The following is a 20,469-nucleotide window of genomic DNA, read 5'->3' on the forward strand; positions in this document are numbered from 1 at the left end:
ATGAGTCGCGACGTGGCGGAGGCGGAACCGGATCGATCGGCGATCCCGGTGGAGCCCGCAGTGCTCGGCTCCCTCCTCGACGCGCCGGAGCCGCGCGCGGAGGCCGGGGTCGGCCTCGGCGTGTGGCGGATGGAGACCGCGCGCTTCGGCGACCACGAGCTCGAGCTCGGCGCCGGGTGGCTCGACGAGGCGGAGCGGGAGCGGGCGTCGTCGTACGTCCGCGCGGAGCTGCAGCGGGCCTACGTGCTCGCCCACGCGGCCGCGCGCCTGGTCGTGGGCGCCACGACCGACACCCCGCCGGAGAAGGTCGTCTGGGGCCGCCATGCCTGCCCCGGCTGCGGTGAGCCGCACGGCCGGCCCCGGGCGGAGGGCGCGCCGGTGGAGTTCTCGCTGTCGCACACGCCGGGTCAGGTGCTGATCGCCGTCGCCGACGTGCCCGTGGGCGTCGACGTCGAGCGTCATCCCGACGACCCGGTCGCGCTGGCCGGCCTGCTCCACCCGCGGGAGACCGACGAGATCAGCGCCGCCGCGCACGGGACCCTCGACGGGGGTCGTGCGACGGTCCGGTTCACCCGCGCCTGGTCGCGCACGGAGGCCTACCTCAAGGGCATCGGCATCGGGCTGGGCCGTGACCCACACCTCGACTACCTCGGCACCGACGACGCCCCCGGCCGCACCATCGGACCGTGGGTCGTGCGGGACGTGGCCGTGCCCGAGGGGTACGGCGCCGCGGTGGCCGTGCTCGGCTGAGCCTGCCGAAATCCTCGCGCTCAGCGCCGCGCGATGGCCACCACGGCCATCGTCAGCACGAGGGCCCACATCACCAGCGCGGCTGTCCACATGATCGTCACACCCGTAGAGACGCGCGGGAGCCGGATTCGGTTGCATGCCCTGGCGTCGGCGATGGGGGACTCTGCCCACCCCCGTCGGATACTTGCCGACGTGGTGAGCTTCCTCCTGTCGGTCACGTTCGCGTGCGGTGTGGTCATCGCGGTCGCGCACGTCATCAACGCCCGCTTCATCGCGCCCGTGTACGACGTCGTGGCCAACCTGGTCGCGTTCGTCTCCGCCGTCGCGGCGTCGGTGATGCTCGGCCACTGGATCCCGGCGGGGCTCTCGAGCCTCGCGGTCGTGTGCTGGCTGGGGCTCGCGCGGCGCACCTGGCGTGCGCTCCGCAACCGGGACGCGGCGCCGGCCGGGGAGCGGGTCAGCGCCCACTGAGTCGTCGGACGCGAAGGGTGCCCCCGGTAGGAGTCGAACCTACGACCTTTCGCTTAGGAGGCGGCTGCTCTATCCACTGAGCTACGGGGGCTCGGCGAACCATCTTGTCAGGACCGGGCGCGTCGGGCCGAGTCGGGGCGGGCCGGACGATTCGCCGCGCGGCGGGGTGAGCGGCGAGAATGGTGTCCATACCACGGACCCGGCTTGGCCGGGACCGTACGGTGGGTGCGGCGCGTGAGCGTCGTACGGCAGCTGACTCGGCAGCGCGTTGAGTTCCACTGACCACGTTCCGCCCCGAGGCGGCCGCACGACCAGGTGATTGATGACGCAGGTAGCTCCTCCCCGGCCCACGCCGGGAGGTCCCCGTGAGCCCGGTAGCCGGGCTCGCCGCGTGTCGACCTCCCGTCCGGTACGACGCACCCGCGGCACGCGTGTCGCGGGCCGGCGCAAGCGGCCGCAGCCCGGCAAGGTGGTCTTCAAGGTCATCATCTCGAGCCTGCTGGGGCTGGGCCTGCTCACCGGCGTCGGCGTCGTGGCGCTCTACAACAACCTCAACGGCAACATCCAGCACGAAGAGGTCGACGCGCAGCTGAAGAACCGGCCCGACAAGGAGGCGGTGGCGGGTCCGCAGGAGCCGCTCAACGTCCTGGTCATGGGCTCGGACACGCGCTCCGGCGAGGGCAACGGCATCGACGGCGAGGCCGGCGGCGGTCTCTCCGACACCACCATCCTGTTCCACCTCTCGGCCGACCGGACGTTCGCCTACGGCATCTCGATCCCGCGCGACAGCGCCGTGATCCGGCCGACCTGCTACGACCACGACGGCAAGGAGATCGCCGGCAGCGGCGGCTACGTGAAGTGGAACGAGGCCTACGCCTCGGGTGGCCCGGCCTGCACGATCCAGCAGTTCGAGCAGCTCTCGCGCGTGCGCATCGACAACTACGTCGTCGTCGACTTCAACCAGTTCAAGGACATGGTCAATGCCCTCGACGGCGTCGAGGTCTGCATCCCCGAGGACATCGACGACCCCAACCACGACGTGCACCTCGAGGCCGGCACCCGCGAGATCAAGGGCAAGGAGGCGCTGACCTACGTCCGCGCCCGCTACCGCATCGGCGACGGCACCGACCCCAACCGCACCCGCCGCCAGCAGGCCTTCATCGGCTCGATGATCAACAAGGCGCTCACCGCCGGCATGCTGGCCCGCCCGGACCGCCTGATCCGGTTCATGAACGCCGCGACCTCCTCGCTGCAGACCGACTTCGACGGCATCGCCGAGATGGCCGACATCGCACTCACCGCGAAGGGCATCGGCGCCGACAACATCAAGTTCGTCACGACGCCGTGGGTGTACTCCGACAAGGTCAGCGCCGGCATCGAGTGGACCCCCGAGGTCGACAAGCTCTGGCGCCTGGTCCGCAAGGACAAGCCGCTGACCTCGGAGTTCCTCAAGGACGCGCTCAGCGCCGGCGACAAGCCCGACGGCACGCCGTCGGCCGGCGGTTCGGGCTCGGCGAGCGACAAGGCGAGCGACAAGGCCAGCGATTCCGCCAGCGGAAGCGCCTCCGGCGGTGCGACGGGTGGCGCCACCGACACCGCGACCGACGGTACGACGAACGGCTCGGACGGCCTCTCCGACGAGGGCCGCGCCGCCGCCGGCCTCTGCTGAGGGACCCGACTGCCATGGCCGACACCCGCGATCCGGACGAGCCGGAGTGGAAGCGCAAGCGCCGCCTCGCCGCGATCTTCGGCGACGTCGAGCCCTCGGTGACCTCCGACGAGAAGGACGACGCCCGACCTGAGGCGGCCCGTGAGTCCGCCTCGGAGAAGTGGCTGAAGGAGCAGGTGCCGCCCCACCACGGCCAGTGAGCGGGTGTCCGGTGTCGGCCCGGTCGGACGTCGGGCGGCGAGGGTTGCGTCATGCGAAGCGGTCGTCCGAGCGCTCGGTTCGTATGACGTCCCGGGCCTGGTCCGTGGCGGCGAGGGTTGCGTCATGCGAAGCGGTCGTCTGGGCGCTCGGTTCGTATGACGTCCCGCCGACGTTGCCGGCGTGCGCACCGCGAGGCGGAGGATCTCGGTCGAAAACGAGCGGTGCCGCCCCACCACGGTCAGTGATGGAGCGGCACCGGGAGTGCTGCGGGCCGGCGTTGCCGGCCGGGGATCAGCGGTTCTGGAGCGAGTCGCGGATCTGGGTGAGCAGGACGATGTCCGGGGCCTCGGCCTCGGGCTGGTCCGGGAAGAAGCGCTCCTTCGCCTTCGTGTACGGCGTCACGACGAGGAAGTACACGATCGCGGCGAGGATCACGAAGGAGATCACCGCGGTGATGAAGGTGCCGATCGGGATGCCGACTCCGTCGCTGTCCTTCCAGATGACGACGCTGTCGAAGTTGGGGCTGCCGCCGAAGATCCGCGACACGAAGCCGAGGAGAACGTCGGTGAAGGTCTTGACGACGACCGCGAACGATGTGGCCATGATGAAGGCAACGGCCACGTCGACCAGGTTGCCCCTGAGCAGGAACTTCTTGAACCCGTCCATGTGATCTCTCCTCTTTCCGAGACTTCCGCGTAGTGAGCGTGCTACGACTGCGAAGCAACCTAACTGCGACGCCATGTATAAGTCACGTAGGCAGCAACGGACGCGGACGTGACCTGATACACGTCCTCCTGGGCCAAGCCCACCACCACCAGGCGCCCCGGCAGGGCACCGTCCCCGGCGTGGCGCGCGTCGGGAATCGCCAGCACCAGCGCGTCGTCGGCCAGGGGCTCGGCGGTCCCGGCCTGCGGATCGGTCGCCACCAGCGTGATCCGGTCGCCCACCGTGAGCAGCGCGGCCTGCCCCGCGTCGGACAGTCGCACGGGCAGCGCGACCGTGCCCGGGGGCTGCGCCGAGGCGAGCCCCTCACCGACCAGGCGGACGTCGGTGACCGGCTCCCCTGCCCGGAGCGGGGCCGCCAGCACCCGTCCCTCGGGGTGCCCCTCCGCCCCCTCCGGTACGACGCCGGGCGGCACCTCCGCGTCCACGAGGTCGTCGTCGGTGAGGACGTGGCCGGCGGGCAGGTCGCGGGCGGCGACCCGCAGGCCGGTGCTCGCCGGTGGTGGCGGCGCGAGGGTGTGCAGCGCGGCGGCGACCGCCCCGGCGGCCAGCAGGACCGCGAGCGGCCGGCGCCGGCGGAGCACGCGGCGTCGTACCCGGGTCAGGGTGTCGGCGACGCGGTGCCGCAGCGGGCGGGGCGGGCGGGGCGGGGTGGACGGAGCCATGCCCGCGACGCTAGGTCGTGGCGCGACCGCGTGCAGCGGTCATCCACAGGCCCCGAGCCGCAGGCCTCAGGCGGGGGAGGCCGCCGCGCCGGTCGAGCTCGACGAGGAGCTGCTCGACGAGCTGCTCGACGAGGAGCTGCTGGACGAGCTGCTCGAGGAGTCGGAGGACGACGAGCTGGACGAGCTGTCGGACGAGGTCGACGCGGCCGGCGTCGTCGACGTGCTCGAGGAGCGGCTGTCGGTCTTGTAGAAGCCGGAGCCCTTGAAGACCACGCCGACGGAGTTGAACACCTTGCGCAGCACGCCGTTGCACTCGGGGCAGACGGTCAGGGCGTCGTCGCTGAAGCTCTGGACCTGCTCGAACGCGTGGCCGCACTCGGAGCAGCGGTACTGGTAGGTGGGCATCGGTGGACTCCGTGGTGATGCGTGTTGGCACTCTCGACTGTCGAGTGCCAATGATACGTCACGCCCACAGGAGGGTGGGCATTCGCCGCGACGCAGGGACCACCCGGCACAATGGCGCCCACCATGGTGGACGGAACCAGCAGCACCGACGACGCGCCCGCCGCGTCCCCGCTCCAGTCCCGCGAGGCCACGACGGACCTGACCCGCCGGGGCTTTCGCGCCTGGTCGGGCCCCCTGCGCTGGATGGCCGGCATCGCCGTCCTCCTGGCGCTGGCGCTGGTCGCCGGGCTCGTCACCGCGGTCGTCGTGGTCCGCCGCCCGTGGCCGCAGACCAGCGGCGAGATCGAGCTGTCCGGCCTCGAGGGCGAGGTCGAGGTGGTGCGCGACGACGCCGGCATCCCGCAGGTCTACGCGGACTCGATGCACGACCTGATGATGGCCCAGGGCTTCGTCCACGCGCAGGACCGCTTCTTCGAGATGGACGTACGACGCCACGCGACCGCCGGGCGGCTGTCGGAGCTGTTCGGCGAGGACGGCCTGGAGAGCGACCTGGTGGTGCGCACGCTCGGCTGGCGGCAGGTCGCGGAGCAGGAGCTGACCATGCTCCGCCCGGCCACCCGCAGCGCGCTCGACGCGTACGCGGAGGGCGTGAACGCGTGGCTGGCGGGCCGTTCGACGTCCGAGATGGCGCTCGAGTACACCCTGCTCGGCATCACCGGCCTCGACTACACCCCCGAGAAGTGGAGCGCCGTCGACTCGATCGCCTGGCTCAAGGCGATGGCGTGGGACCTGCGCGGCAACCTCGAGGAGGAGATCGGTCGCGCGCTGACCGCCGCCGCGGTCGGGACGGAGGCGAGCGCGGAGCTCTACCCGTCGTACCCCTTCGAGAAGCACGCGCCGATCGTCGAGCAGGGCGGCCTGCTCGGCGACGTGTTCGACCAGGACGTCGAGCCCTCCGGGTCCGACCTGCTGCGGCGTCCCGCGCCGGGCGGGCGGCGTACCGTCGCCGCGCTCGCCGGCGTGCGCTCCGTCCTCTCCGGGGTGCCGGCGCTGCTCGGCAGCGGCGACGGGATCGGCAGCAACAGCTGGGTCGTCGACGGCGAGCACACCGCGACCGGTGCGCCGATCCTCGCCAACGACCCCCACCTCGGCATCTCGCTGCCCGGTGTGTGGACCCAGGTCGGGCTGCACTGCCGCACGGTGTCCACCGAGTGCCCGATGGACGTCGCCGGCTTCAGCTTCTCCGGCGTCCCCGGCGTCGTGATCGGCCACAACGCCGACATCGCGTGGGGCTTCACGAACCTCGGCCCCGACGTCACGGACCTGTACGTCGAGCGCGTCTCCGGCGACACGTGGCAGTCCGGTCGCAAGGAGCTCCCGCTGACCACCCGCGACGAGACGATCGAGGTCCGTGACGGCGACCCGGTGGACATCACCGTGCGGTCCACCGACCACGGGCCCCTGCTGACCGACCTGGTCGACCTCGACGAGGAGCTCGACGCCGTCGACCTCGCCGACGACGACGGGCTCGTCGAGCAGGCCGACGACGTCGCGCGGGCCGACACCGCCGCGCCCGGCGACGGCTGGGACGTCGGGGTCTCGCTCGCGTGGACCGCGCTCCAGCCGCACCCCACCGCCGATGCGCTGCTGGCGCTCGACATGGCGAGCGACTGGGAGTCCTTCCGTGCCGCGCTCAGCGACTTCGCCGTGCCCGGCCAGAACGTCGTGTACGCCGACCGCGAGGGCCACATCGGCTACCAGGCGACCGGCCTGGTGCCGATCCGCAGGGCCGGCAACGACGGGCGCACGCCCGCCGCCGGCTGGGAGCCGGACACCGCGTGGACCGGCCGCTTCGTCCCGTACGACGCCCTGCCCAACGTGCTCGACCCCGAGTCCGGGATCATCGCCACCGCCAACCAGGCCGTCATCGACCCGCGCCGCTACCCGCCGCACCTCACCGACGACTGGGACCAGGGCTACCGCTCCACCCGGATCAACGAGCTGCTCGACGCCGACGACGAGCTGAGCGTCGCCAAGATGGGGGCCATCCAGCTCGACGACTGGAGCGCGATCGGCGAGGCGCTGACGCCGTACCTCCTCGAGGTCGACCTGCCCCGCGGCTACTACTCCGACGGCCAGAGGCTGCTGCGCTCGTGGAACTACCGCCAGGGCCCCGACAGCGCGGCTGCCGCCTACTTCAACGTGGTGTGGCGCCAGGTGCTCGAGCGGACCTTCGCCGACGAGCTGCCCGCGGCGCTCGAGCCGGACGGCGGCGACCGCTGGTTCACGGTCGTGGCGCGGATCCTGCGGCGCGCGTCGAGCCACTGGTGGGACGACGTCGAGACCGACGACGTCGTGGAGGACCGCGACGACATCCTGCGCGAGGCGATGATCGCCGCGCGCGACGAGCTCACGGCCCGGCAGTCGCCCAACGCCGACGAGTGGACGTGGGGCGCGCTGCACGAGCTCGAGCTCCGCTCGGCCACCCTCGGCGAGTCCGGCATCGGCATCGTCGAGCGGCTGTTCAACCGCGGCGGCTGGGAGGTCGGCGGTGGGGGATCGCTCGTCGACGCGACCGGCTGGGACGCGCGGGAGGGGTACGACGTCGTGACCGCCCCGTCGATGCGGATGGTCGTGCCGATGGACGACCTCGACGCCGCGACGTGGATCAACCTCACCGGCGTCTCCGGGCACGCCTTCCACCCGCACTACACCGACCAGACCGACAAGTGGGCCCGCGGCGAGACCCTGCCCTGGGCGTTCTCGGAGGATGCGGTCCAGGACGCCGGCGAGGACGTCCTCACCCTCACCCCCGGCGGCTGAGCGTCAGAAGCGGGTGATCCCCGACGGCGTGGCGGCCGCGCTGACCGGCCGGTCGTGCGGCTCCGCGGGTACGACGGGGAGCCGCTCGTCGTCGTACAGGAGCACGCAGGTGAAGGTGCCCACCGGCACGCGACCCAGCGCGCGGTCGTAGGAGCCGCCGCCGCGACCGAGCCGCAGGCCGTCGGCACCGACGGCGAGGCCGGGCACGAGGACCGCGTCGCACGTCGCGACCGCCTCGACCCCGAGCGGGGTGGTCACCGGTTCCAGCAGGCCGCGCCGGGCCGGGGCCAGCGAGCCCGGCCCCGTGTACGGCGCCCAGTCGAGGTCGTTGTCGGGCAGCAGCACCGGCAGGACGACCCGCTTGCCGGCGGCGACCAGCCGGTCGAGCAGCTCGGTCGTGCCGGGCTCGCCGCCGACGGAGACGTAGCAGGCGACACTGGCCGCTCGTCGTACCTCCGGGGCGTCGAGCAGGGCGTCGGCGATCGCCCTGGCGGCGGCCCCGACCTCGGCGAGCGGCCGCCGGCGGCGGGCCGTGAGGAGCTGGTCACGGACTGCCAGCTTGCTGATCGCACCGTGGCCGGTTTGCCCATCCATCACGAAGCAAGCCTACGATCGGAAACATGGGTATGAGTGGCCGCAGCAGCGGCCTGGAGATGGCACGGGCGAAGATGGCCGATGCCGGGGTCGACCCCGTCGCGATCGAGACGTTCGCGCACTACTACCGGCTCCTCGAGCACGGCGAGACCGGGATGATCCCCGAGTCGAGCATCGAGCCGGTCGACATCGAGAGCCTGGCCGACGCCGAGGTGGCCGACGACGTCGCCGCGGACGCCATCGGCAAGACGGTGGCCATCAAGCTCAACGGCGGCCTCGGCACGTCGATGGGGATGGAGCGCGCGAAGTCGCTGCTCTGCGTGCGCCGCGGGCTGTCCTTCCTCGACATCATCGCCCGGCAGGCGCTCCACCTCCGCGCGGAGTACGACGCCCGGCTGCCGCTGATCTTCATGAACTCCTTCCGCACCTCGGCCGACACGCTGCACGCGCTGGGCCGCTACGACGAGCTCGCGGTGGGGGACCTGCCGGTCGAGTTCCTGCAGAACAAGGAGCCCAAGCTCCTCGCCGACTCGCTCAAGCCGGTGGAGTGGCCCAAGGAGCCCGAGCTGGAGTGGTGTCCGCCGGGGCACGGCGACATCTACACGGCGCTGCGCGGCACCGGCCTGCTCGACCGGCTGATCGCGGAGGGCTACCGCTACGCCTTCGTGTCGAACTCCGACAACCTCGGCGCCGTCCCCGCGCCGCGGGTGGCGGGCTGGTTCGCCGCGTCGGGTGCTCCGTTCGCGATCGAGGCGGTCCGTCGTACTCCCTCGGACAAGAAGGGCGGCCACTTCGCGCGCCGCAAGGCCGACGGCCGGCTGGTGCTGCGCGAGACCGCGCAGACGCTGCCCGAGGACCGCGAGGCGCTGGCCGACCTCAGCCGCCACCGCTTCTGCTCGACCAACAACATCTGGTTCGACCTGCGGGCGATGAAGGCGACGCTCGACGCCCGCGACGGCGTCCTCGGACTCCCGCTCATCCGCAACGAGAAGAATGTCGACCCGGCCGACCCGGACAGCCCGAGGGTGATCCAGGTCGAGACGGCCATGGGCGCCGCGATCGAGGTCTTCGAGGGGGCGCGGCTGATCGAGGTCGGCCGCGACCGGTTCATCCCGGTCAAGACGACCAACGACCTGCTGGTGCTGCGCTCCGACGTGTACGAGATCGGCGCCGACTTCGCGCTGACCCAGATCGCGGCCGACGTCCCGTACGTCGAGCTCGACGCCGACCACTACCAGGTCGTCGGAGAGTTCGACAAGCGCTTCCCCGAGGGTGCGCCGTCGCTGGCGAAGGCCTCCTCGCTGAAGGTCGAGGGTGACTGGACCTTCGGCCACGGCGTCCAGGTCGTCGGCGACGTGGAGCTCGACGGCCGCGGGGCGCAGCGCGTTCCCGCCGGTGAAGTCCTCTCGGGGGACGCCAGCGGGTCGGATGCCTGACCCCTCGGTCGCCGACCACCGGCGCCGCGTCGAGCAGGCGATCACCCGGCTGGCGCCGGTCGAGGTGCCGTTGGCGCAGGCTCGCGGACGCGTGCTGGCGGCCGACGTGACCGCCGTGCTGTCCGTCCCGCCGTTCGACCACTCCGCCATGGACGGCTTCGCCGTCCGGGCGGCCGACGTCGCTGCCGTACCGGTCGAGCTGCCGGTCGCCGGTGTCGTCGCCGCGGGCGACCCGGTGACCCCGCTGGAGGCGGGTACGGCGATCCGGATCATGACAGGGGCCGAGGTGCCCCCCGGGGCGGACCTCGTGGTCCCGTTCGAGTGGACGACCGGCACCGACCCCGTGCGGGTCCTGCAGACGGCCGCTGCCGGCCGGCACATTCGTCGTGAGGGCGAGGACGTCGCCGCCGGCGAGGTGGCGCTGAGGGCCGGGAGCGTGGTCGGCGCGGCGCAGCTCGGCCTGCTGGTCTCGACGGGGCACGCCAGCGTGCTGGTCCACGCACGCCCGCGCGTCGGCATCGTGTCGACCGGCGCGGAGCTGGTCAACGGCAGCGTCCCCGACAGCAACTCGGCCACCCTCGCCGCCGCGGCCGCCGGCCTCGATGCCGACGTCGCCTGCTTCGGACCCGCCCCCGACGACCCCGACGGCTTCCTCGTCCAGCTGCGCGAGGCGGCGGCGGTCTCCGACCTCGTCGTCACGACCGGCGGCGTCTCGGCCGGCGACCACGACGTGGTCAAGGCCGCGCTGCGCGACGTCCCCGGCTTCTGGTTCGGCCCGGTGGCGATGAAGCCCGGCCGGCCCCAGGGCTTCGGCGTCCTCGACGTCGACGGCCGGCAGGTTCCGGTGCTCTGCCTGCCGGGCACGCCCGTCGCGGCGTACGCGTCCTTCCTCCTCTACGGCAGCCGCGCCGTGGCTGCCCTCGCCGACCCCGGTCGCATCGAGGTCCGCCTCGCCCGGCTGGCCGTCCCGGTCCAGGCGGGGGACCGCACGGTTCTCCTGCCGGGGGTCTACGACGAGAATGGCCACGTCGTGCCCCTGCCGGGCCACGCCGGCCACTCGCAGCGGCTGCTCGCGACGGCCGAGGTGCTGCTGGTCGTGCCCCCGCGCGAGCAGGAGATCCCGGCGGGCGAGGCGATCGAGGTCCTTTCCCTGTGAACCCAAGGAGCGGTGATGGCTGACCGGCTGACCCACGTCGACGAGACCGGCGCTGCCCGGATGGTCGACGTGTCGGCGAAGGACGTGACGACCCGGGTGGCCCGTGCGTCCGGCCGGGTGCTCGTCTCGCCCGAGGTGGTCGCGCTGCTCCGGGGCGAGGGCGTGCCCAAGGGCGATGCGCTGGCCGTCGCCCGGATCGCCGGGATCATGGGCGCCAAGCAGACGCCGGCGCTGATCCCGCTGTGCCACCCGCTCGCCGTGTCCGGCGTCAAGGTCGACCTGTCGGTCGCCGACGACGCCGTCGAGATCGAGGCGACGGTGAAGACCACCGACCGCACCGGCGTCGAGATGGAGGCGCTCACCGCCGTGTCGGTCGCCGCGCTCACCGTCGTCGACATGGTCAAGGCCGTCGACAAGGGCGCCGTGATCACCGACGTGCGGGTGGAGTCCAAGTCGGGGGGCAAGTCCGGGGACTGGGCCCGATGAGCGGTCTCCCCGCCGTCGTCGTCGTTGCGTCCAACCGCGCCGCCGCCGGCGTGTACGACGACACGACCGGCCCGCTGATCGTGGAGGCCCTGCGGTCGTGGGGCTTCTCCGTCGGTGAGCCGGTGGTGTGCCCGGACGGCGAGCCGGTCGGCCTCGCGATCGCGGCAGCCGTCGACGGCGGCGCCCGGGTGGTGCTCACGACGGGCGGCACCGGGCTCACCCCGACCGACCGCACGCCCGAGGTGACCCGGCCGCTGCTCGACCGGGAGGTGCCCGGCCTGGCCGAGGCGATCCGGGCCGCGGGTGTCGCGAAGGGCGTGCCGACCGCCGTACTCTCGCGCGGGCTGGCGGGCGTCGCCGGCAACGCCCTCGTCGTCAACCTGCCCGGCTCACGCGGGGGAGTGAAGGACGCGCTCGCCGTGCTCGAGCCGGTGCTGGTGCACGCGGTCGAGCAGGTCGTGGGGAGCGACCATTGAGCACCGGTGCGGCGAGCGGGGCGAAGGAGGGGCCGCGCGAGCGGATGGTCGTGGGCGTGCCCGGCCGGGCCTGGCCCAACGAGCTGATCTCGGGCACCCACCCCGTCGTCCGGCTGCGGCCGATCAGCAGGCGCGACGCGAAGGCGTGGCGCTCGGCCCGCCGCCGCAACGCCCTGTGGCTGGCCCGCTGGGACGCGACGGCGCCGCCGGGTGCGGATGCACGGCCGATGACCTTCCGGGCGCTGGTGAAGCGGCTGCGGCGCTCGGCCCGGCAGGGCACGACCTTCCCGTTCGTGGTGGAGGTCGACGGCCGGTTCGCCGGCCAGGTGAGCGTCAACAACATCGTGCGCGGGTCCGCGCAGTTCGCGTCGGTGGGCTACTGGATCGACCAGGAGTTCGCCGGCCGCGGCGTCATCCCGCGCGCGGTCGCGATGGTGATCGACCACAGCTTCTTCACCGCGGGCCTGCACCGGATCGAGATCTGCATCCGCCCCGAGAACACCAACTCGCTGCGGGTCGTGGAGAAGCTCGGCATCCGCGAGATCGGCTACGCGCCGCTGTTCCTGCACATCGACGGCGAGTGGCGCGACCACCGGATCTTCGCGGTGACCCGTGAGGAGGCGCCGCGCGGGGTGCTGGTCCGGCTGGAGTCCCCGGAGGCCGGATCCTCGTGATCCCCGCCCGGTGACGCCGAATCACATCCGTCACACCAATCAATCTGTGACACACCGATGGACATGCGCCCCACTTTGAGTTAACGCTCCTAACCTCTCGGTGTGGACCTGAGCGCGCTGATCTTCGTCGCACTGGCGGTGGCCTGGGCGGTCTACCTCGTGCCGAAGGCGCTCAAGTACCACGAGGAGGACTCCGCCAACCGCTCCGTCGACGGCTTCTCCGACCGGCTGCGGGTGCTCGCCCGGCGCGAGGCCGTCTCGGCCTCCGCGGCCGAGCTCGTCCCGGCCGGCCGCAAGCCGTCCACCGCGCGCGTGGAGGAGTCCGTCGAGGAGCCCGCAGCCCCGGCCGAGCCGGAGGTCGCGCACGACGAGGAGCCCGCGGCGCCCACCCCTGCGCCGCGTGCCCCGCGTCCGGCCCTCGCCCGCCGCCTCGCCGCCCGTCGTGCGGCCGAGCGCCGGCGCCGGGTCTTCAACGTCCTGCTCCTGCTCAACCTGGTCGTCGCCGGCCTCGGCATCGGCAAGGTCATCGGCCTGGCCTGGATCGCGGCCCCCGTGGCCCTGCTGGTGGCCTGGCTGGTCGCCTGCCGGCTGATGGTCCGTCGCGAGCGGGCTGCCCGCGCGGCCGCGAACCGCCGGCGCCGTCGTACCCTCGCCGACGAGGCGATCGCCGCCGAGGACGCCGAGACCGACGAGGTCGCCGACGAGCCGGCCGAGGTCCTCGGCGAGCTCGACGCCGACGACAACACCGACGAGATCCCGGCCGTCACCGCCGCCCTGCTCGAGGAGGAGCCGGTCGTCGACGGGTGGACGCCGGTGCCGGTCCCGCTGCCGACGTACGTCGCCAAGGCGCCGGCCGGTCGCACGGTCCGCACCATCGACCTCGACTCCACCGGCGTGTGGAGCTCCGGGCGCAACGAGGCCGACTCCCAGCTCGCCCGCGAGGCCGACGCCCAGCGCGCGCAGGCCGACGCGGACGCCGCGGCCGACGAGCGCCGCGCCTCCGGCTCCTGACCCGATCCGCTCGCACCACCCGTCTCCCGGACGGGTGTCCGGGTAACTCCTGGGTCCGCGAGGCCGCGTCACGCACCGGCCCCTCGCGGCTGCGGCCGGGATCCACCCGGCCGCCCGAGCTTGGGAGTTGATCCGCATGACGCAGGACAGCAGCGGCGCACAGCAGGCGCAGGACGCTGACGACCAGCGCGCGTACGGCGGCGAGCCCGTCGGCCAGGCCGACGAGGAGCAGGCGCAGCGCGAGGAGCTCGAGTACGGCGACTCCAGCACCGCCGTCTCACCGGACACCCAGTTCAGCGACCCCGGCGAGATCGGCGACGACGGCGAGCAGGCGTTGTCCTCCCAGGGCCAGTCGACGACGTGGCACGACCCCGCCAAGCCGCGGGGGAGCTCGGACGTCGACCAGGGACCGCACGGCGACGAGATGCCGCGCCCGCCCGGCACCGCCGACGAGGACCGCAACCCCGACCAGGCCGACGCCTTTGCCGGCACCACCGACGGCGACCAGGACGCCGAGCCCCCGACCTCCGGCTACGGCGAGCAGCCCGAGGTCGTCTCGGGCGACGACGTCGACGGCGAGTCGGCCGGCGAGACGTCGTACGGCGACGACCAGGACGCCGCTCCTTCGCAGGCTCCGTACGAGCAGCAGTGACCGGCTGACGCCGGAGAGGGGATCCGGATTCGGCTGCGCTCGGGGCGTGGTGCTAACGTTTCCCCTCGCTTGGGGGTGTGGCGCAGTTGGTAGCGCGTCTCGTTCGCAATGAGAAGGTCAGGGGTTCGAATCCCCTCACCTCCACCAGCAAGCAAGAACCGGCAGGTCGCTTCTGACCTGCCGGTTCTCGCGTTTTCGGGTCTGATGGTGTGGGACTTGCATGGGCGGGATTCACCAGGCCGGGCCGTCTCGCTTACCCCCGGCGTACCCCCGGCCCGTGGGGGAGCCGCGCAGCGCCTCCCGCGTGCTTCGGTCGAGGCGGTCAGACGCCTCTGTCTTAGGGTCGGGTCTCGGGGCGGGCCCACGGATGGGGTCGTTCAGGCGATCCAGGCCGGCCTGGTCCGCCGAGGTGCCGAGGAAGTGCAGGTAGCGGTACGTCGTGGCGATCGACTCGTGCCCCATCCATGCCTGGACGGTGCCGGGATCCACACCGCGCGCCAGCCACAGGCATGCCGCGGTGTGGCGCAGGTCGTGGATGCGCCGCCCGCCCGCTGTCTGGTCCCACTTGACCGTGCGCAGCACGGCAGTGCGGTGCAGCTGGGCGCCTCCGCCGGTGGTGATCAGGAGGTCGGTCGGCTGCTTGCCCTCGGCCATGCGCTGGACGATCGGCAGGATGCGGTCGGCTACCGGCACCCGACGGCCGCGGCGTCCCTTGGTGGCCTTGACCGCACCGCCCTCGGTCTGCGAGCGCCGCACCAGCAAGCCGGGCGTGGGTACGACGACCACGTCCTCGACCAGCACGGCCCGCGCCTCGCCCCACCGCATCCCGGTCCAGCCCAGCACCAGGAGCGCGTCGGCCAGGTGCGGATCCCGGGCCTTCCAGCGGTCGTAGGTGGCCTCGAGCTCGGCCTCGGTCCACGGCCGCATCTCCGTCGGCTCCTCCGATGACCGCGGGACCTTCGCCGCGGTCACCGGGTTGCGGACGACCGCCTTCTCCCGCACGCACCACGCGAAGAACGTCGACAGGCTGGCGCGGTACCGGATCACCGAGCGCTCGCTGAGCCCCCGCTGGATCAGCGTCTCGAACGACCGCGCGACCTCACGCTCGGAGACCGCCCCCACCTGCATCGCCTGCATGCTCGTCGGCACCAACCGCTGCAAGGCCTGGTCGCTGCGGTAGGTCTTCGCCGCCACCGTGAACTCCCGAACGACCAACCACTCCTCGAGCAGCGTCCGGACCGGCCGCCGCCCGGCACGAGGATCCATTCCCCCGTCGAGCGCAGCCTTCTCCCTCGCCAGCCAGTCGCTCGCCTCACGCTTCGTGTCGAACGTGCGGCTCGCGACGAACTGCCGCCCGCTCTTCAACCTCGCCCGGAACCGGCCGCCCGAGGTCTTCTCGATCATGGCCGTATTCGCAGTCTGTCGCTCAGGACGCCCGCGCGAGCCACTGCTCGACGTCGCTGCGGCGATACCGCGGACAGGTCGACGTCATCCACGTGACCCGTGGCCCCATCCCGCGCTGCCGCCACCGGCACAACGTCGACTCCGACACCCGGATCCACCGAGCCACCTCGCTGCTGGTGAGGATCTCCTCCACCGTTTCCATCTGGTCACCTCCGACTCCGAGAGCGGCAACCGCCGCCCGAGACACCTGACAGTCACCTAAGGAATGGATGGGCGCTTGAGCGATCAGATGCCGGCGGCGAATCTCCTGCAATGCTCGGGCCCGCTGAGGATCGATGACGCGCAGAACACATCCGGGGATCGTTCGAACTGCGCGGAAGGTTCGGCGGCTGCCGATGCGCTGGGGGCCTTCCGCCGCTATTGCCCTTGCTGAAAGCGCGCCTGCAGGCTCGAGTCCCGAACTTCGAACGGAGAGAACGCCAACTCGGTCAACATCGGGCCGAGGATCCCTTCGATGGCTACGACGTCCCTCAAAGTGAGCTGCGCGTACCCGCGAAGTAGTTTGCTGAGGCGTCCCGCCGCGATCCCGGAGCGCTCTTCCAGCCAGGACTTCGAACGTCCGAGCCGCTCCAAGCGATCGGTCGTCTCGACCACGAAGTGGTGCTGCAGTTCGGCTGCCCGGGCGCTCGCGTACGCCGCGGGCGTCGTCGGTTGAATCCAAGTGACATCGCCTGGCCGGCCGAACATGACGGACTCCTCGAGAAGGTCCCGGGGCATGGTCGACGGAGGCTTCGGCACCGGTCAAACATACGGCGCGAGGATGGTCGATCTGGACCTGTGGATGGCGATGAAGGGCCGGGCGTTTCGGCGTATCTTCCATTTATGGAAGAAGACAAGAAGTGCGAAGTTGACGCCCTTCCCGGGCGAGTGGTGACGCGCATGACGATGACCGGGCATGCGATGCGGTGTGGTGAAGGCTGGTTTGCGCTCGTTGAAGAGCTCGATCGGGCGCTGGCGGCCCTCGATCCGGGCTACCGCCTCTTTGCGATTGCCCGCACCGGTGGTGCGCTCGTTTTCGATGCCGAGCCGTCGTCACCCGAACTTGCTAATCGTTTCGCTGCGATCGTCGGCTCGGCCTCTGAAGCGGCGAGCAGGAACTGTGAGGTCTGCGGGGAACCTGGCGAGAGGAGCGCGATCTGCGGGGTGGTCGAGGTGTTGTGTGCTGAGCACCGAGCCGCCGCCGAAGCAGCCGGACGGCGGCATCGAGAAACGCCGTACTGACCGATTCCCCGGACGAGCAGCGGGCACATCGGCTTCCATGGTGCAGAGGCCGAGGAGGTCATATGCGTTCGTTTCAGCCCTTCCCGCGACGAGAACTGAAGCGGTTGCGGCGCCGCTGGCTGCGCCGCAACCTCGGCATCGTCGCCTTCTTGATGGCCGGGTTCGTCCTTGTGGCGGCACTGACATCGGTGCCCCTGGCTACTAGTGAGCTACCGGTCCGGTGGTACGTCATCGGACTCCTCCAAGCCAGCCTCGTTGCTGCGGCTCTGCACCTCGTCAACTCGGCGTTCCTGGCGCACGAGGCAACTGCGATATGGCAGCTCAGGGGTGCATGGGGTGAGGACAACACGCGGTCGGAGCTGCAGAAGGCGAAGCGACGACGGCTCGTCTGGGGGTGGGTCGACAGCATCACGCTGCAGGGTGGCGACCTCGACCACGTGGTTGTCACGCGCTCGGGTGGCATCGTCGTACTGGACTCCAAGTGGCGCGGCTCGATCGACGCGGACGCTGTTGCGGAGATGACCGCGTCCGCCAAGAAGGCAGCGATCAGGGCACAGGGACTCGCCAGATCCATGCTCAAGTCAGAGCGCGGAGCGAAGCATCGGGCGCGCGCGCAACCGGTGACCGTGGACGCCGCCGTGGTGCTCTGGGGTGCGGCGCGGGAGCTAGTGAACGACGGTCGGGAGGTCGACGGCGTGCGGTTCGTGGATGGTCGCAAGCTCGTCGATTGGCTCCGCCAGCTCGAGGGGCCGCCAGTGCCGCCGGACGCGGCCAAGGAGTTGCTCGAGCAGCTGGCGGCGTACCGCGCGACGGCATTCAAGGCAGCGGAACTTCGGGCGGCAGAGCGCGCGTGAGGGTGGCCGTGCGGAGCCAATCGCGCCGCGCGAAACGTCCGGCAGATTGCTTCAACGAACCCAGCGACTCCCGGTGTCCGGCCGACGGAGGCGAGCGATTTCGTCCGAGACTGAGCTCCATTTTGCGTCCACGAGCTCGCCCCGAGCACTGCGGTCGTTGAGCTCTCGGAGGACGCGTCGGCAGGCACTGGGGGAGTCGAGAACGGCGCTGACGTGTTGCTCGATGCTCACCGGCTCGGTGACATAGGTGATCGCTGTGCGGCCCGCTTGAGCAGCACGACGTTCCTCGGATGCAAGCCTCCGGCAGGCACTGCTGCACCAGCGACGAGGGCGGCCGGCCTTCGGCCGATCGGAGACGAAGAACGGCCGGCCGCATCGGGGACAGGCCTTCTCGATGATCACTGGTTCCGCTCCTGGTCCAGCGACCATTCGAAGACCGTGGCCACCCGCCAGCGGAGATGCTTGCCGACGCGGAATCCCTTGGGCCCGCGTCCTCGGCTGCGCCAGGCGTAGACGGTCTTGATGGGTACACCGAGGTACGCAGCCACGTCGATGGCTGTCCAGAGGCGCTCGCCGGCGGAGTGGGGTTGGGGGTTCGCGGGAACGGTCGGCTGGGGTGGGGGAGCGGCCTCAGGGCGGGGTCGCGTGCGGCAGCGCGTCCGTGTCGACTCCGGTGTGGGTTCGTCCCAAAGGGCTGGTTGTTCGAGGTTGTACTCGTTGTTGCTCATCGCGTGCCCGTCTTGATCCCGTGGGTGCTGGATGCACCCCTCCTGGTCTCCTAAGACATCGCCAGCCGCTCGAGCGATCACTACGCGGCGAGAAACTTCCGCCGGCAAAGGGGGACGCGGCAGCTCCGGATGCTCGCAGGCATTACGCCGGACGTTTCCGCGCCGAGAATGCAAGAGGTGTGTGGCACTTCATCAGTCGCGCGTGGGCGACGGGAGCAATGTCAGGATTCCTGTGTAAGCGGGCGTCGGGCTCGGATGCCTGCGGCCGTCATGGCGAGGTGCGCCTTGCATTGGTTGGAGACGCACATCAGCAGAGCCTGACGTAGCCGTGGGCTTCGAGTTGCTACGCCGAGAGGGGCACTCGGGCACCGGCTCCGGCGCTCGTTCGAACCAACCTGTGAGGTCGCTCTCCGGAGCGAGGGTGGGCTTCGTCTCAGGAGTCGAATCCCAGGCCGACGGCGTCCAGCGCGCGCAGGAAGGCATTCCTCTGTCCTTGTTGGTGATCTGCCCGGTTCAGGGACCACCTGGTGAGGTTGATCCCGGCGGCCGCTGCGGGCTCGGGCGGGAAGGGGAGTGGCCTCTTGCGGACCATCTCGAGCTCGGTGCGTTCGGTTCGCTCTCCGGAGAGCTTGTCGAGCAGGACGTTGGCGGCGAAGCGGGTGGCGCCGACGCCGAGGCCGGTGAAGCCGGCGGCGTAGGCGATGCGTCCCTGTCGCGCGAGTCCGTAGTAGGCGGCGAACTGTGTGCAGGTGTCGATGGCGCCGGCCCATTGGTGACTGAACCTGAGGCCTTCGAGCTGCGGGAAGGTCGCGAAGAAGTGTGAGGCGAGCTTCTCGTAGGTGTGAGGCCGATCCTCGTAGGTCGCGCGGATCTTGCGGCCCGCGTGATAGACGGCGTCGTAGCCGCCGTAGAGGATCCTGTTGTCGGCGGTGAGTCGCGAGTAGTGAAACTGGTTGGCCATGTCGGCGAGGCCTTCGCGGTCGTTCCAGCCGATGGAGCTCAACTGGTCGGCACTGAGGGGCTCGGTCATCAGGACGTAGTCGTACACCGGCACCGTCATGAGCCGGTTGCGGCGCAGCAACGACGGGAAAACGTTGGTCGCGAGCGCCACCCGGTCGGCAGTCACGACGGCGCGTGCGGTTTCGAGTCGAACCTTGCCGGTCGAACGACTGGAGAGGCCTGTGACAGACGAGTGTTCGTAGATCTCCACGCCGAGGTGCCGCGCGACCCGAGCCAGCTCGTTGGCAAGGCGAGCCGGGTGGACGAGCGCGCACCCGTCCGGCTCCTGGCTCCCGCCCAGGAACAGCGGGCTGTTGATGCGACTGCGGACCGAGTCCTGGTCGAGGTGGTTGTCGCCGAGCCACGGGATCTCGTGGGGTTCGACGGCAACCCTGAGGGTGCCGGTTCGCTCCCACTGACAGTCGATGGCAAGGTCGCCGAGGTCCTTCTCGAATTCGTCGAGGTTGTCTCTCCCGAGACGCTCGAGAATCGTGTACTCGTCGCGCCACCGTGCGCGGCCGTTCTCCTCGCCGTGGGTGATGGAGGCTTCGCAGAAGCCGCCGTTGCGGCCCGACGCAGCCCATCCGACTCGTTGGGCTTCGAGGAGAATCACCTTCTGGCCAGGGTTGCGGCGCTTGGCGAGGACCGCAGTCCATAGGCCGAGATACCCACCTCCCACGATCGCAAGGTCTGCGGTCGTGGCGGACGTGAGAACCAGAGCGGGTCCGTCTTGGCCGGCGTCCTCGATCCAGAACACCCCTCGATTCGTCGTCGCCAGCGATTCCCGGACGACCCGTGCATCCGGGGCGTTCCTCTCGTAGGCGGTCTCCTGCAATGGACCCGGCATGATGCGCTCCTCAAAGTGTGTCTAGCGGTGTGTCGATGGACGTGGCGGGGAACTCGAGCACGCGGTCGAGCTCTCTGCGGACCGGCACCCCTTGAGGAAGTACAACATGTGTTGTACGTTCCCCGCACCCGGTATCGCTACTTGTGCCGGACGCCGTTACGAGA

At 71.2% G+C, this 20,469-nt stretch carries 22 protein-coding genes and 2 tRNA genes; 15 read left to right on the top strand and 9 right to left on the bottom strand.

Annotation, left to right across the window (positions count from 1 at the left end):
- Both BJ993_RS14080 and BJ993_RS14085 read left to right on the top strand, forming a co-directional pair.
- Window positions 1-750, top strand: coding sequence for a 4'-phosphopantetheinyl transferase family protein (locus BJ993_RS14080; RefSeq protein WP_179649380.1), 750 nt, complete (start codon window positions 1-3; stop codon window positions 748-750).
- A 192-nt stretch (window positions 751-942) separates the two neighbouring features.
- Window positions 943-1,221 (top strand): hypothetical protein, encoded by a 279-nt coding sequence (locus BJ993_RS14085; protein WP_179649382.1) that lies wholly within the window; start codon window positions 943-945, stop codon window positions 1,219-1,221.
- 18 nt (window positions 1,222-1,239) lie between these two features.
- On the opposite strand, the gene BJ993_RS14090 is transcribed toward BJ993_RS14085, so the two are convergent.
- Window positions 1,240-1,312, bottom strand: a tRNA-Arg gene (locus BJ993_RS14090).
- Window positions 1,313-1,612: 300 nt separating this feature from the next.
- Between BJ993_RS14090 and BJ993_RS14095 the strand changes: the two genes are divergently transcribed.
- Together BJ993_RS14095 and BJ993_RS14100 are read left to right on the top strand one after the other, a co-directional pair.
- A complete protein-coding gene (locus BJ993_RS14095) occupies window positions 1,613-2,890 on the top strand; it encodes an LCP family protein (RefSeq protein ID WP_179649384.1) in 1,278 nt (425 codons plus the stop codon).
- A gap of 14 nt (window positions 2,891-2,904) precedes the next feature.
- Window positions 2,905-3,090: a hypothetical protein gene (locus tag BJ993_RS14100; RefSeq protein ID WP_179649386.1), complete on the top strand. Its 186-nt coding sequence runs from the start codon at window positions 2,905-2,907 to the stop codon at window positions 3,088-3,090.
- 292 nt (window positions 3,091-3,382) lie between these two features.
- On the opposite strand, the gene BJ993_RS14105 is transcribed toward BJ993_RS14100, so the two are convergent.
- The 3 genes from BJ993_RS14105 to BJ993_RS14115 all read right to left on the bottom strand — a co-directional run bounded on the left by BJ993_RS14105 (window position 3,383) and on the right by BJ993_RS14115 (window position 4,884).
- Window positions 3,383-3,757 (bottom strand): MscL family protein, encoded by a 375-nt coding sequence (locus BJ993_RS14105; RefSeq protein ID WP_036550430.1) that lies wholly within the window; start codon window positions 3,755-3,757, stop codon window positions 3,383-3,385.
- A gap of 59 nt (window positions 3,758-3,816) precedes the next feature.
- On the bottom strand, window positions 3,817-4,479 hold the full coding sequence (locus BJ993_RS14110; RefSeq protein ID WP_179649388.1) for an SAF domain-containing protein: 663 nt from the start codon (window positions 4,477-4,479) through the stop codon (window positions 3,817-3,819).
- 66 nt (window positions 4,480-4,545) lie between these two features.
- Window positions 4,546-4,884 (bottom strand): FmdB family zinc ribbon protein, encoded by a 339-nt coding sequence (locus BJ993_RS14115; protein WP_179649390.1) that lies wholly within the window; start codon window positions 4,882-4,884, stop codon window positions 4,546-4,548.
- 123 nt (window positions 4,885-5,007) lie between these two features.
- Here BJ993_RS14115 and BJ993_RS14120 point away from each other — a divergent pair, with 123 nt between their 5' ends.
- Entirely contained in the window at window positions 5,008-7,707 is a 2,700-nt protein-coding gene (locus BJ993_RS14120; RefSeq protein WP_257026886.1) for a penicillin acylase family protein, read from the top strand.
- Window positions 7,708-7,710: 3 nt separating this feature from the next.
- Here BJ993_RS14120 and BJ993_RS14125 read toward each other — a convergent pair whose 3' ends face one another.
- Window positions 7,711-8,301, bottom strand: a complete 591-nt coding sequence (locus tag BJ993_RS14125) for a 5-formyltetrahydrofolate cyclo-ligase (protein ID WP_179652294.1) — start codon at window positions 8,299-8,301, stop codon at window positions 7,711-7,713.
- Between the two features lie 32 nt (window positions 8,302-8,333).
- Between BJ993_RS14125 and BJ993_RS14130 the strand changes: the two genes are divergently transcribed.
- From BJ993_RS14130 to BJ993_RS14165, 8 genes are all read left to right on the top strand, one after another.
- Window positions 8,334-9,737 (top strand): UTP--glucose-1-phosphate uridylyltransferase, encoded by a 1,404-nt coding sequence (locus BJ993_RS14130; RefSeq protein ID WP_036550436.1) that lies wholly within the window; start codon window positions 8,334-8,336, stop codon window positions 9,735-9,737.
- Entirely contained in the window at window positions 9,730-10,893 is a 1,164-nt protein-coding gene (locus BJ993_RS14135; protein WP_179649392.1) for a molybdopterin molybdotransferase MoeA, read from the top strand. The genes BJ993_RS14130 and BJ993_RS14135 overlap by 8 nt, the downstream gene beginning before the upstream one ends.
- 15 nt (window positions 10,894-10,908) lie before the next feature.
- A complete protein-coding gene (gene moaC, locus BJ993_RS14140) occupies window positions 10,909-11,379 on the top strand; it encodes a cyclic pyranopterin monophosphate synthase MoaC (RefSeq protein WP_036550439.1) in 471 nt (156 codons plus the stop codon).
- Window positions 11,376-11,855, top strand: coding sequence for a MogA/MoaB family molybdenum cofactor biosynthesis protein (locus tag BJ993_RS14145; protein WP_036550441.1), 480 nt, complete (start codon window positions 11,376-11,378; stop codon window positions 11,853-11,855). Before moaC ends, BJ993_RS14145 begins: the two co-directional genes overlap by 4 nt.
- Window positions 11,852-12,529, top strand: a complete 678-nt coding sequence (locus BJ993_RS14150) for a GNAT family N-acetyltransferase (RefSeq protein ID WP_242530499.1) — start codon at window positions 11,852-11,854, stop codon at window positions 12,527-12,529. Before BJ993_RS14145 ends, BJ993_RS14150 begins: the two co-directional genes overlap by 4 nt.
- 102 nt (window positions 12,530-12,631) lie before the next feature.
- Window positions 12,632-13,540 (top strand): divisome protein SepX/GlpR, encoded by a 909-nt coding sequence (gene sepX / locus BJ993_RS14155; protein ID WP_179649393.1) that lies wholly within the window; start codon window positions 12,632-12,634, stop codon window positions 13,538-13,540.
- Between the two features lie 136 nt (window positions 13,541-13,676).
- Window positions 13,677-14,192: a hypothetical protein gene (locus tag BJ993_RS14160; RefSeq protein WP_179649394.1), complete on the top strand. Its 516-nt coding sequence runs from the start codon at window positions 13,677-13,679 to the stop codon at window positions 14,190-14,192.
- 71 nt (window positions 14,193-14,263) lie between these two features.
- A tRNA-Ala gene (locus BJ993_RS14165) sits at window positions 14,264-14,339 on the top strand.
- Between the two features lie 84 nt (window positions 14,340-14,423).
- Here the strand turns inward: BJ993_RS14165 and BJ993_RS14170 are convergent.
- Both BJ993_RS14170 and BJ993_RS14175 read right to left on the bottom strand, forming a co-directional pair.
- Complete coding sequence (locus tag BJ993_RS14170; RefSeq protein ID WP_179649395.1) at window positions 14,424-15,596, bottom strand: tyrosine-type recombinase/integrase; 1,173 nt, start codon at window positions 15,594-15,596, stop codon at window positions 14,424-14,426.
- A gap of 417 nt (window positions 15,597-16,013) precedes the next feature.
- The gene (locus BJ993_RS14175; protein WP_179649397.1) at window positions 16,014-16,343 is read right to left on the bottom strand and encodes a helix-turn-helix domain-containing protein; all 330 of its coding nucleotides are present in this window, start codon (window positions 16,341-16,343) and stop codon (window positions 16,014-16,016) included.
- Between the two features lie 135 nt (window positions 16,344-16,478).
- Between BJ993_RS14175 and BJ993_RS14180 the strand changes: the two genes are divergently transcribed.
- Both BJ993_RS14180 and BJ993_RS14185 read left to right on the top strand, forming a co-directional pair.
- On the top strand, window positions 16,479-16,877 hold the full coding sequence (locus tag BJ993_RS14180; protein ID WP_179649399.1) for a hypothetical protein: 399 nt from the start codon (window positions 16,479-16,481) through the stop codon (window positions 16,875-16,877).
- A 62-nt stretch (window positions 16,878-16,939) separates the two neighbouring features.
- The gene (locus BJ993_RS14185) at window positions 16,940-17,731 is read left to right on the top strand and encodes a nuclease-related domain-containing protein (protein ID WP_179649401.1); all 792 of its coding nucleotides are present in this window, start codon (window positions 16,940-16,942) and stop codon (window positions 17,729-17,731) included.
- A 398-nt stretch (window positions 17,732-18,129) separates the two neighbouring features.
- Here BJ993_RS14185 and BJ993_RS14190 read toward each other — a convergent pair whose 3' ends face one another.
- Window positions 18,130-18,459: a helix-turn-helix transcriptional regulator gene (locus BJ993_RS14190; RefSeq protein ID WP_179649403.1), complete on the bottom strand. Its 330-nt coding sequence runs from the start codon at window positions 18,457-18,459 to the stop codon at window positions 18,130-18,132.
- Between the two features lie 433 nt (window positions 18,460-18,892).
- Complete coding sequence (locus tag BJ993_RS14195) at window positions 18,893-20,305, bottom strand: NAD(P)/FAD-dependent oxidoreductase (protein ID WP_179649405.1); 1,413 nt, start codon at window positions 20,303-20,305, stop codon at window positions 18,893-18,895.
- Window positions 20,306-20,469 lie beyond the last annotated feature (164 nt).

It is taken from the genome of Nocardioides aromaticivorans (assembly GCF_013408525.1).
In the GTDB taxonomy this organism is placed as follows: domain Bacteria; phylum Actinomycetota; class Actinomycetes; order Propionibacteriales; family Nocardioidaceae; genus Nocardioides; species Nocardioides aromaticivorans.

What these genes read in the sequence shown, in the direction of transcription:
- BJ993_RS14080 (WP_179649380.1), top strand. Translation starts at nt 1, where the DNA reads ATGAGTCGCGACGTGGCGGAGGCGGAACCGGATCGATCGGCGATCCCG.
- BJ993_RS14100 (WP_179649386.1), top strand. Translation starts at nt 2,905, where the DNA reads ATGGCCGACACCCGCGATCCGGACGAGCCGGAGTGGAAGCGCAAGCGC.
- BJ993_RS14105 (WP_036550430.1), bottom strand. Translation starts at nt 3,757, where the DNA reads ATGGACGGGTTCAAGAAGTTCCTGCTCAGGGGCAACCTGGTCGACGTG.
- BJ993_RS14110 (WP_179649388.1), bottom strand. Translation starts at nt 4,479, where the DNA reads ATGGCTCCGTCCACCCCGCCCCGCCCGCCCCGCCCGCTGCGGCACCGC.
- BJ993_RS14115 (WP_179649390.1), bottom strand. Translation starts at nt 4,884, where the DNA reads ATGCCCACCTACCAGTACCGCTGCTCCGAGTGCGGCCACGCGTTCGAG.
- BJ993_RS14120 (WP_257026886.1), top strand. Translation starts at nt 5,008, where the DNA reads ATGGTGGACGGAACCAGCAGCACCGACGACGCGCCCGCCGCGTCCCCG.
- BJ993_RS14125 (WP_179652294.1), bottom strand. Translation starts at nt 8,301, where the DNA reads ATGGATGGGCAAACCGGCCACGGTGCGATCAGCAAGCTGGCAGTCCGT.
- BJ993_RS14130 (WP_036550436.1), top strand. Translation starts at nt 8,334, where the DNA reads ATGAGTGGCCGCAGCAGCGGCCTGGAGATGGCACGGGCGAAGATGGCC.
- BJ993_RS14135 (WP_179649392.1), top strand. Translation starts at nt 9,730, where the DNA reads ATGCCTGACCCCTCGGTCGCCGACCACCGGCGCCGCGTCGAGCAGGCG.
- moaC (WP_036550439.1), top strand. Translation starts at nt 10,909, where the DNA reads ATGGCTGACCGGCTGACCCACGTCGACGAGACCGGCGCTGCCCGGATG.
- BJ993_RS14145 (WP_036550441.1), top strand. Translation starts at nt 11,376, where the DNA reads ATGAGCGGTCTCCCCGCCGTCGTCGTCGTTGCGTCCAACCGCGCCGCC.
- BJ993_RS14160 (WP_179649394.1), top strand. Translation starts at nt 13,677, where the DNA reads ATGACGCAGGACAGCAGCGGCGCACAGCAGGCGCAGGACGCTGACGAC.
- BJ993_RS14170 (WP_179649395.1), bottom strand. Translation starts at nt 15,596, where the DNA reads ATGATCGAGAAGACCTCGGGCGGCCGGTTCCGGGCGAGGTTGAAGAGC.
- BJ993_RS14175 (WP_179649397.1), bottom strand. Translation starts at nt 16,343, where the DNA reads ATGTTCGGCCGGCCAGGCGATGTCACTTGGATTCAACCGACGACGCCC.
- BJ993_RS14180 (WP_179649399.1), top strand. Translation starts at nt 16,479, where the DNA reads ATGGAAGAAGACAAGAAGTGCGAAGTTGACGCCCTTCCCGGGCGAGTG.
- BJ993_RS14185 (WP_179649401.1), top strand. Translation starts at nt 16,940, where the DNA reads ATGCGTTCGTTTCAGCCCTTCCCGCGACGAGAACTGAAGCGGTTGCGG.
- BJ993_RS14190 (WP_179649403.1), bottom strand. Translation starts at nt 18,459, where the DNA reads ATGAGCAACAACGAGTACAACCTCGAACAACCAGCCCTTTGGGACGAA.
- BJ993_RS14195 (WP_179649405.1), bottom strand. Translation starts at nt 20,305, where the DNA reads ATGCCGGGTCCATTGCAGGAGACCGCCTACGAGAGGAACGCCCCGGAT.